The organism is Bacillus sp. MYb56, assembly GCF_002976445.1.
Lineage (GTDB): Bacteria > Bacillota > Bacilli > Bacillales > Bacillaceae_G > Bacillus_A > Bacillus_A mycoides.
The window spans coordinates 42,012-53,025 of record NZ_PCOH01000032.1; the positions used below are offsets into that span (position 1 = coordinate 42,012).

At 38.3% G+C, this 11,014-nt stretch carries 5 protein-coding genes and 2 pseudogenes; 3 read left to right on the plus strand and 4 right to left on the minus strand.

Going from position 1 to position 11,014, the window contains the following annotated elements:
* Positions 1–40: 40 nt before the first annotated feature.
* Positions 41–1,705 carry an alpha-helical endospore appendage domain-containing protein gene (locus tag CQ058_RS26105; RefSeq protein WP_002193452.1) on the minus strand — a complete coding sequence of 555 codons (1,665 nt, stop codon included), beginning with the start codon at positions 1,703–1,705 and terminating at the stop codon, positions 41–43.
* 63 nt (positions 1,706–1,768) lie between these two features.
* Positions 1,769–3,805, minus strand: a complete 2,037-nt coding sequence (locus CQ058_RS26110; RefSeq protein ID WP_002193451.1) for a DUF11 domain-containing protein — start codon at positions 3,803–3,805, stop codon at positions 1,769–1,771.
* A 681-nt stretch (positions 3,806–4,486) separates the two neighbouring features.
* Between CQ058_RS26110 and CQ058_RS26115 the strand changes: the two are divergent.
* Positions 4,487–4,705 (plus strand): annotated as a pseudogene (locus tag CQ058_RS26115) (DinB family protein); the annotation flags it as partial.
* A gap of 536 nt (positions 4,706–5,241) precedes the next feature.
* Here CQ058_RS26115 and CQ058_RS26125 read toward each other — a convergent pair.
* Positions 5,242–6,303: pseudogene (locus CQ058_RS26125) on the minus strand (serine hydrolase domain-containing protein); the annotation flags it as partial.
* A gap of 422 nt (positions 6,304–6,725) precedes the next feature.
* On the opposite strand from CQ058_RS26125, the gene CQ058_RS26130 reads away from it, so the two are divergent.
* Entirely contained in the window at positions 6,726–8,519 is a 1,794-nt protein-coding gene (locus tag CQ058_RS26130) for a helix-turn-helix transcriptional regulator (RefSeq protein WP_002193450.1), read from the plus strand.
* A 963-nt stretch (positions 8,520–9,482) separates the two neighbouring features.
* Here CQ058_RS26130 and CQ058_RS26135 read toward each other — a convergent pair.
* Positions 9,483–9,887 (minus strand): PH domain-containing protein, encoded by a 405-nt coding sequence (locus CQ058_RS26135; protein WP_002193447.1) that lies wholly within the window; start codon positions 9,885–9,887, stop codon positions 9,483–9,485.
* Between the two features lie 176 nt (positions 9,888–10,063).
* Here CQ058_RS26135 and CQ058_RS26140 point away from each other — a divergent pair, with 176 nt between their 5' ends.
* A complete protein-coding gene (locus CQ058_RS26140) occupies positions 10,064–10,927 on the plus strand; it encodes a 3'-5' exonuclease (protein ID WP_033733331.1) in 864 nt (287 codons plus the stop codon).
* Positions 10,928–11,014: the final 87 nt, after the last annotated feature.

The window sequence follows — 11,014 nt, forward strand, 5'->3', positions numbered from 1 at the left end:
CATCACCCTTTCCATCATCGAATCAAATTATATATGGATGTTATGAGCAAAAATCACAAATTTCTTGGGTAACAGCGAGTTTATCTTTAAGCACTGATTCTAGTACGATTAGGCTGTCTAACATATCCTCCACACTTTCATTGACAGCGATGAGATCTTGGACTCCTATTTTCTTATCTCCAAACGCACGAGCAGCTACTTCAATTTTTTCTGCTTCTGCCCGCATAATCCTAGCAATGCTTTGTTCCGCCTCAGCAATCGTTTGGATAATCTGATTTTTCCCTTCTTCACAGGTAGGTGGCTCAATCACTTCAATCCCAGGTTTGTTACTAATACTCGTCGCTGTCGATATAGGTAAATCTGGTCTACTCTGAAAATCAAAGATCATCGATGCTTGATTATGCACCACTTTATCATCAGGCTCTTTCATGATTTTCGCTTGATACGTGATGAGGACTGTTTCTCCTACAGCCAAAGTACCAATGTTCACACCCTTAGCAATATCTTGTCCTGGCCATGCCGCACCTCTGATTCGTAAACTATCTGGTAAATATTCAAGTTCTGGATCTAAGTAGTCCTGAAGAATCACATTAGTCGCATCTACATAGCCATCATTTTTTACTTCCAAAGTGTAAGTTACTATTTCACCTACTACAGCTTGTTTTTTATCCCCCGACTTATTCATTTTTACGATTGGGCTATTGGCGTCAATCTGTACTCCATATCCACTCACCAAATAGGTATCTTGCGCCGTCGCAATACGGGCGATTGCCTCGGTTTGACTATGATGCAACGTGTGAGAAATATCTACATTCGTGATATCCCAACCCGATCGTACGCCAAATCCGTCTGATCCAAGAGGCTTATTGAGCGTTCCAGCAGTTCCACTAGTATCTAAATTTCCTAGATCATCGTTAATCTGCGACGCAAAAAAATTATTTCCAGGATTATTCGGCCCAGATATCACCGAAAGCGACGAACGATTGGGACCAAATTCAAAGCGATCGCCAGGAAGATTAGAGTTTCCTTCCAGTGCCGTAAGCATGACACGTCCCTGGATATCCCCACCTTCTGGGGTTTTAAAATTATAAATCAACTCATCCACTGGAGGATTAGACATAGAAATCACTTGAGACCCAACATAAATATTCATATTTCGAATTTTAAGTAATGGATGTTTATAAGCGACAGCCAACGTCCATCCCACTGTATTGGTAGAAGCTAGAAAAAAAGTACAATCTCTTACCGTTCCGGGAATACCACCTACTATATAAGTTCCAGCTCCACCTTTTTGTACAAATTCAGTTACATTCGCAGAGCGAACATAGAAAACTTGACCGCCAAAGACGGACTCTTCTCGTGCAGTGAAGGCATCTGGTGCGATGGATACAGTAGCAGCTGGGGTGGTAAAAGTAATCGAAGTATTGATAGCTGAACGAACATCAGTATATTGATCTTTAGTCGATCCACCCCAGATCAACTCGGCATACAATATTTCACTGTCTGCAGGGATTCTCAGCATAGCCAAAGAGGAATTTTCTTGCCAGTTCATTGTACTTCCAGCTGGATAGCCTGACACTTGTTTAGAACTATCTGTTGTCAAAAAAGCCCCGATATCTGTACTTCCATCTGCATAACCTAATGTATTTCCTGTAAATGTAATCGCACCATTGGTTGTTTGGGTGAAACGATGAATAAATGGCATATTCTTCCCCCTTTTCAATCTAAATAAAGCTATAAATTCTTGTGCTTCTTTCTCATTAATCTACTAACAACAAATCTGCTTAGCAATTTCTAATTTATCTTTTAATAATTTCTCCAACTGTGTAGCTTTTTGGACTACTTTTTCGACACTCTGATTAATCCTAGCAAGTTCTTGGGCAGAGATTCTTTCTTCTTCAAATGCCTTTACCGCTTCTTGTACCTTTACACTTTCTGCTTGAAGGATTTTCATCAAACCGAGCTCTTGTTGTGCTACTGATTCAAAAATCTGATTTTGTGCTTTTTGACAATCGGTCTCCAACCACGCCGTAATTAGGTTACTTGTTACTATTTCCTCACGCACATTGCTACCTGGTTTCAGCTGAAATTGATAAATTGCCTCTGCTTGGTTATCTACTTTCACTGGCAACGGACTCTGTAACGCTACTTGAAATGTAATCACAGCTGTTTGGCCAGGAATTAATGTACCAAGAGGAATTCCTGTTGTTAAATCATCAAGCACCGGTGCACCATTTACTTTTAAACTCCCTGGAACGAGTACCGTTCCTGTAGGTATGACATCTTTAATAGAAATTGCATTTACTGAAGTATCTCCATTATTGGTAATATCGAGCGTGTAGGTGATAATATCTCCCTTTTTATCGTAAACCGAATGATCTTCACTTTTCACGAGATCGACTTGTACATGCTTAATGATAGTATTTACTTCATTTGAGCTACTAGATCCTGATGTGAGAGGTAAACCCGCTGCACTTTGGAACTCGTAATCCAGCTTACCCGTATTAGTCACCTTTCCATCTGTAGGGACTGCAATCACTTTCACTTTAAATATGATCTCGACTGGCCCTTCTATGCTTACAAATCCGATATTGACTCCTTTAGCTGGATTTTCTCCGGGTTTGGCTTGCCCATCGATAGTTAAGCTGTTCTGCACAAATTCTAACTCATCTGGAAGAATATCTTTAAAAATGGAATTCTGAGCTTCTACTAGTCCACTATTTTCTACTAAAATTGTGTAAGTTAACTCATCTCCGACTATTGCTATATCTTTATCCACTTGTTTGTCTATCTTGAGCTCCGGACTATTCACATCAATTTGAATCCCTAATCCAGAAAGGATGAATCCGTCCATATCTGTTTTGAACCGAGCAATCGCTTCAGTTTGTGAGATTTCCATGGCGTTTGAAATATCCACATTCGTAATATCCCAGCCATAGCGCTGTGTAGACTGTTTTTGCCCTGGGGTTACATTACTATTTCCCGCTGTCCCACTAGTATCTAAATTTCCACCATCATCATTAATCTGTGAAGCGAAAAAGTTATCCACTAAGTTATTCGGTCCAAAAATGGCTTGTAATTGGCCTGGGGATGGACCAAATAAAAATTGGTCCTTAGAAATGAAACTATCGCCTTCGATAGCAGTCAATAAAGCTCTTGCCTGAAACGGCTTGGATTCAGGTGTCCCAAAACCTTTAATTTTTTGATCCACTACATTCCCTCTTTCAACAGATGCCACACCAACATATAAGTTCATATTTCGTGAAGGTAAAGAAGGATTTTTATATATAACAGCAAGTGTCCATCCTGCTGCATTACTTTTACTTGGCCGTTGGATTGTGGCTGGTACCCCACTTACAGTATAAGAACCTGCCCCACTCGCCTTTATTAGTTTAGTAACATCAGCTGTACGAATATAAAATGTGTGATTTTCATGCACTACTACTTGGGCCGTTGTAGCATCAGGAGATATTGTTTGTATTGAACCTTGTGGGTTAGTTAAGGAAATGGGAACGTTAATATCTCCTGTAACATCCACTGCATTAAATTTTGAGGTACCTCCCCAAATCAACTCTGCATACAGCACTTCACTAGCTACAGGAAATTTCAGAACTGCTTGAGAAGCATTCAATTTCCAATTCAATGTACTACCTATTGGATAACTTGGGACTTGTTGGGTAAGATCCAACGTAATGAATGCTCCAATGTCATTATAGCTAGGATTATTCGAACCAAATCCTAGCGTATTACCTGTAAACGTCATCGCACCATTTGTAGTCGTTGTATAACGCTGAACTATTGACATTCTCTTCGTCCTTTCTATAACAACTAGAATAATAACTATTATTTTATTTTTTAATAAAACTTAAGCGGGGATTTTAATTCATATAATTGCCTCCTATGTAAATATTTGATAACACAAATTATATTTCACTCACTGAAAAACTATATCTATAATTAAATGTTCTTTCTATTTATCATTATTTATCTGATTTTTCAGGTAAATATATTTCAAATCCAGTTCTGCTGTGAAAATCATTTAATAGGAATACCACCACATCTCTATTAGGCTAATAATAAAAAAATGATATCATTCAAATTTTTCAGTTAACAATTATAAAGATTTTGATATTTGGACAGATTGTAACTCCTAGCATTTATCGTTTGAAGGTTGAAACAAAACATACTGATGATAAAATAGGAATATTTTACACTGATCCAATCGAATTGAAGAATAGGGATTGGTGGAACAATACAGACAAAAAAGCAACTAATTGAAATTGGTCGCTTTTTTGTCTTCTATTTACTTGGCCTCTTATAGGGAACAGCCGAGATACGTGTAAAAATAGGTCATAGACTTACTTTTATGGTTCTGGTGCAAAAACTATATGACTTATGTAACTAATCTCTGAAACTTGGACATACTGATACTAGTACTCTAAAAAAGGACGTGATTAGTATGGAAAAGCAAAACCTATTCAAGTAGAAACAGATTATTCAGTATTTTCTTTAGGGGATTGAACAGGCATGCACGATTGCCCAAACTGTTCAATTGGACAAAACATTGGAGGAATGGCCTGGTGAAACCCCGGGCGGTGTGCTACGCAATATTGCATCTCACAACTCCTACCATTTAGGAGAAATTGTGCTGATTCGCAGATTATTTAGCGCTTGGCCACCGCCAACAGGCGGATATCCGGCCTAAACAAGGAAAGGGTTCCACCCATCCCCATCAACTTAAGAAAAATAAACGCCCCCAAAACGAAAAAAATGAGCTGACTTCTCAAAGTAACTACCTGTAGAGAAAGTGAATTTTGGTTTTGGGGGTACTTCAAAACCTTAGCTTGATGGCGATGGGGTACCGCCAGCATTTCGGAAAAAAACCATGCTAAGAGCATGCAAGGTTTTATACAGTTTTTCGGCTAATCCAGTAACAAACAAGAACCCTAAAACCGCGCCAGGATAGGAATGTATAAAAAAATGCATAGATCCGTAGAACAAAAAAAGGAGGTTCCCTTGTGAGAGTAGGGATCCGCCTTTTTCTTTCTACCCATAATAGGACTTTATGTTAACTTCTATGAATACAATATACATCCATCTCATAAGAAAAACCGCTAGGAAAACATCTTGACGGTCCTTTTGTGTATAAATCCCATGAGGAGTGATAGATATGATCCGGCACTCGTAACCATGTATAGATCGGTATGTTTTCGTTTTCCAAGCAGGTCAAACATATATAATTCACTGTCTGTTTAGACTTGCGTAATGGCTAAATTCCTTATTGATTATTTTATCGTGAGCTGGCGCTACTTGTGGACCTACCGAGTTGATGCACGTTACCAGAATATGCTTCCCGTCTAGAGATCCGACGGCTCTCGATTCATATCCGAAAGTACCTCCGGCATGCCCCCAGTAAGATTGCCCGTCCGCTGTTTTAAATTCATAAATCCCTAGTCCGACTTTACCAAAAGGTCCATCTACTGTTGTGTGCATCTGGTCCATCATCTCTTGAGTCAGAAGCTTCCCGCCCAACAACGCACTGAAGAAGGTAGTCAAATCATTAACTGTTGAGACTATATCTCCCGCCGCATTTGCCCATGATTGATTCATTTCTGTTAAATCATACAAATGACCCGATCTATCCATATTATATCCTGTGGCATGCTTACCCGGAATTTCGTGACTATTTCCCATCACAAATGTCCCTTTCATTCCAAGCGGTATGATAAACCGTTTCCTGATCTGCTCCGCATACGTTTCTCCTGTTACCTTTTGAATAATTTGACCGGCTAGTACAGTATTCATATTGGAATAATTCCAGCCCTTCCCTGGTGCAAATACAGGTGGCTTTGAAAGTCCAAGGTCGATAAGCTCATCGACGGAATAGTAACGGTATGGATTTTGAGGCAAAGTAATATCTCGGAAATCCAAATCTGTATAGCTAGCAAGCCCGCTTGTATGATTCAATAACTGACGGATCGTAATTTTGTTGCCATCATACCCTTCACCTTTTATGACACCTGGCAGCCATTTTTCAACCGAATCATCCAGATTCAATTTTTTCTCGTCAGCCAACTGTAATACAACGGACGCTGTGAAAGTCTTTGAAATACTTCCAATACGGAATGAAAAATTGGACTCCACCGGGTGTGGTACTTCATAACTGGCTGTACCTGTAGCGTAAGACCAGCGTTTCCCGTTCTGTAACCCGCCAGCTATGACACTTGGGACTCCTTTGATGGTTACCACCTCATCAATGACGCGTTTGACTTCATCCCGATGCTTGCTTTTCTTTTCCTTCTCTGTCTCCACTTGTACCGCGCCTTCAGTCTGTACCGGGTTTACAGACCCATAAGCAGAAAATACCAGTGTACTCGCCGATATAGCTGTTAATGCAAGTACAGCTCCTTTTTGAATCTTGAGTAATTTCATAACGTATCGCTCCTATTATTTTGGAATGTTGTGTTGCTTTACATCCTCACCTTATCCCCAAAATTGTTAAATCGGATAGTGATGAAACCGCCAAACTTTTGTTGACACTCGGAATTGGACTTGTCACATATACCATATGACAAACTGTCAAATATCTCATGTGACGTGCTTGTTACAGTAAATTCTAACTGTTTACCCTCTCTTTCGCTTGACGGATCAGAAGTTTATGGTGCATGATAGGTTTGATTTATTCAGAATTAATTTTCAAAAATACAAGTAGGTGTGCATAATCCGTGTTCTCTATAATAAAAAAATGGTTCTGGTATGATTGGATATTTGTGGCCATACGAACGCTTTGGATGGTCATTATCATAAGCGCTAGTTTTATCAAACCGTCATTAATCGATGCGTCTTTTTGGGTCTTATTTTCTTTTGCTTTCGTCGTTTATCTCGTTCCATTAATCGCCTGGTGTAGAAATGCAGATTGGTATCTTGCAGTCGACGTCATGGCAGCGGGGGGGTTTCATCTTTATTTAGCCTATACAGCACCGGAGTTACTTTGGTCTTTCGTTTTACTTGTGATGAATATCGGCTTGGCGAGCAATCGAAGAACCTATGTATGGACAGGTATCCTCTGTGGAATCATATTGCCGGCATTGAACGGTTGGATCGCTGGTCGTCTCCCGTATGAATTTATCGTTAGCAACGGTTTTGGATTCGCCATCGGCTTCACGTTTAATATATTAATTCAGTCCCATAAGCAAGCCCTAATTATTCATGAGCAAAAGCTATTGCTGGAGCAGCATATTGAGCGGATTGAGGAACTTACGCTGATGGAGGAGCGCAGCCGGCTGTCACATGAGCTGCATGACACGATTGGCCATACGCTTACCTCACTCATCGTCGGCTTCGAATCGCTGCGATCGTCCGTACCGAATTCACAGATAGAGAGGATCGATTCGCTTGTCGGAATCGCCCAACACGGTCTGGTTGATATCCGAAAACATCTGCATCAGCTCTCTCATACTCCATTGAACCATTCGTTAAGTGAATCTCTACGGCAATTTACCGAAGATTTTATGAAGTCAACAGGTATAATGGTCAAATTCCGTGTGATCGGCAGCGAGACTCTCGTAATGCAAAAAATAAACTTTTGTCTATATCGTTGCCTTCAAGAGTCTCTGAACAACGCGGTTCGGCACGGTTCGGCGAGCTTGATATCCGTTCAGTTGTATTTCGAGAGTCAGCAGCTCAGGTTACAGATCGAAGATAACGGCATCGGAATGGAAGAAATCCAATTTGGATTTGAACTTAATGGGATGAAGGAACGACTTAAGCTATTTCACGGCACGGTGTCCGTGCATTCGGAGCCAGAACAAGGAACTTTCGTCATATGTAATATTCCGTTGCAGACAGAGCCTGCACATGATACAATCCGCCTGCTGCTCGTTAACGATCAGGTGATCATTACCGACAGTTTGAAGCAAATTTTGGATCAGCATACTGATTTTAACGTAGTTGGTACAGCCAGGGACGGTGGCGAAGCATTAGAACATTGTGAGCGGTCCCAACCGGATATCGTGCTAATGGATATTAGTATGCAGGGAATGAGCGGGATTCAAACTTTACTTGAGATGAAACAACGATGGCCTGATATGAAGGTTGTGTTCATGACAACGTTTGAGGATTCCTTGCAGGCAGCAACTGCATTGGAGCACGGGGCGGAGGGCTACATGCTGAAGTCGATTCATCCGCGAGAGATGAAGGAAGCCTTGAAACTAATTTATAACGGAGGAATCTGGATCGATCAATCGGTCGCTACGCGAATTTTCGAAGAGATGAAAAGTCAACGCGAGCAATTGGAGAAGATCGGCTCAAGTCAGGAAAACTTCCCGTACGGGCTTACGAAACGTGAAATGGAGATTCTGGAGCATCTGTCAGGTGGACTGCGTTATAAGTCGATCGCCGCCAAATTATTTTTATCGGAGGGAACGATCCGCAATTATTGCTCGACTCTCTACTCGAAGCTCAGCGTCAACAACCGCGAAGAAGCAATAAAAAGGGCCCGAAAGGAAAATATTGTGTAGATGGTACTCAAGACAAAAGGTCCTTGGGAATAATAAATAGCCGAACTGGCAATTAAAAAATGACTTATCTATTGATAAGTCATTTTTATATCTCAATTACTAACAATATAATTTAACAAAGCCAAAAAAGAAAAAATCCGATTCCAAAACTTATTGGAAATAAAAGTAAGTCTATGACCTATTTTCACACGTATCTCGGCTATACCCCATCGCCATCAAGTAAAAAAATTAATTATCCCCCTAAACGAAAAAAATGAGCTGAATTCACATAAATAACTGTAGAGAGATAAAAATTTCGTTCTGGGTGTGCAGTGATAATAAAGCTGTTTAATTTACAATAAAGTCGTTTAAAAATAAATAAAGTTGCTTAAATAGATGGATGGGGTGAAATTCGATTTTTTACCCATGTTTATCACTCCGTTAATTAAAATGTATAATAGATGTTTTACTAGAAAAGAGAAAATAAAAACGAGTATAATCCTTCTTTTTAGTCAAATACATCCCTCATCTTATTTCCTAATAACACCAATATATAATATTATTATAATATATAGAAAGGACTGAATACAATATCAACATTTCGAAATGAAGCAAAAATCCTACTTCATGAAGAAGGAACGATCCTTTTTCACACACTCCAGAAAAAACGTCATCCTTTCTGTATATTTTTACAAAAAGAATAACGTTTTTTACATTTGAGGATAGTCATATTTCTTAAGTTGATGGGTGTGGGGTAGCAACACATCGCTATCAAGCTAAGAAAATACAACTACCCCAGAACGAGATTTTGTGCTAATTTGTAATAAAAAAGCTCATTTTTTCGTTTTGGGGCTGATTTGTTTTCTTAAGTTGATGGGCATGCGGCAGGACCCCTCCTATAAAAGAAACAAAAAATCCATTCTAATAAGTCTTTTATCAAGATCTTAATCGAAATGGATTTTTTAATTTTATAGAGACTGGTTTTTAACTATACATCTCTTGCAGTCTCACTAAGTTTTTTTTATGATTTGATAATCCAATTGTAAAACTATTTGGATTCATAACGATATCTCCTTTGTTACCTTTTAATGTAACAATAACTTTAGACTTTATTAGCCCTCTTTTTACTTTAATACCCTCTACATCTTCAATATCAATTATTATCTTATTGCCATTAAACTTACCAGTTAACGGATTCAATTCAAGCATCATTATCCTCTTATTAGTAAAGCAAATCACTTGATGTTGATTTTCTAAAAATGCACCAGGACCAAATTTAATATATTCTGATGTTGCTGCCATTTTCATAGTGTAAAAATAATAAAAATACGACTCATCTTCATATGCTACCTCATTAAATAGTTCATCTAATACATTATTGTTTAACATTTTTATTCCCCCGATATACTAATAATCCCTTACCATTTACCCTTTTTTTTCCTATCCGCCATTTAATTTTACCATAAATTAGAATTAGGTTAGAATTTAGATAAGGTTAATAATAAATCAAAAAATTTCCCACATATTTATTTCAATAGCTAATTTAACCATTGGGGTGAAGATAAATGATAAGTTATAAAAATTGGAGTGAGGTCCCCTTAGAACTCGCAAGCAAAACTAAACTAAGTAAAGAAGGTTTAAAGCCCTTAGAGGCTCCTGTGGCTAAGGTTTATCAGAGATCAAACAATAGATATATAGAACTATATGAACGCTCAAAATCAGAAAAAAAAAGGCAATTATCTGATAAGCAAAAACTAGCACTATCAAATGGTAGAAAACTAGGTATAGAGCAACGGACTTGTAAACAGTGTGGCCATGTCATTCAAAGTAAAGCTAAACTACGTCTAAGTCTCTGCCCTAGCTGTTACGAACACCAAGTAATTATGAATCAATTAAAGGAAACAAAATTAAAAATCAAAACATTTATCAACAAAATGTTTATAAACAGAGATCAGTTTGTTATCTTAGACACCGAAACAACTGGACTTACTCTAAGAGATCAAATTATTGAGATAAGTGTAATTGATTTAGCAGGAAAAATCCTATTAGACTCTTTAGTTAAGCCAACTATAAATATTCCAGCTGAAGCAGCCTCCATTCACGGTATTACAAATGAAATGGTACACGATGCACCATCGTGGACAGCGATATATAAAGAGTTACGTGAAGTTACCGTAGGAAAAACTCTACTTATCTATAACGCTGAATTTGATTTAGGCATGATAGAAAACACCTGTATTGCTAACAATGTAGAATTTAAGAATTTTAAATCCACATGTATTATGGAAATGTACGCCGATTATGTAGATTCAAAAAGATGGATTTCATTAAGTGATGCAACGGAATTAACGATTAAACACCGAGCAGCTGCTGACTGTTTTGCTGTCCTGGAATTATTACAACAACTCAAAAATAAGCAAATAGATTAAAATACTGTAAATAGGACTAAATTATTAACATAAAAAATAAGCACATCTTGTAAAAAAACAGATGTGCTTATTTTTTAATTTTTATGC

What these genes read in the sequence shown, in the direction of transcription:
- CQ058_RS26140 (WP_033733331.1), top strand. Translation starts at nt 10,064, where the DNA reads ATGATAAGTTATAAAAATTGGAGTGAGGTCCCCTTAGAACTCGCAAGC.
- CQ058_RS26110 (WP_002193451.1), bottom strand. Translation starts at nt 3,805, where the DNA reads ATGTCAATAGTTCAGCGTTATACAACGACTACAAATGGTGCGATGACG.
- CQ058_RS26135 (WP_002193447.1), bottom strand. Translation starts at nt 9,887, where the DNA reads ATGTTAAACAATAATGTATTAGATGAACTATTTAATGAGGTAGCATAT.
- CQ058_RS26105 (WP_002193452.1), bottom strand. Translation starts at nt 1,705, where the DNA reads ATGCCATTTATTCATCGTTTCACCCAAACAACCAATGGTGCGATTACA.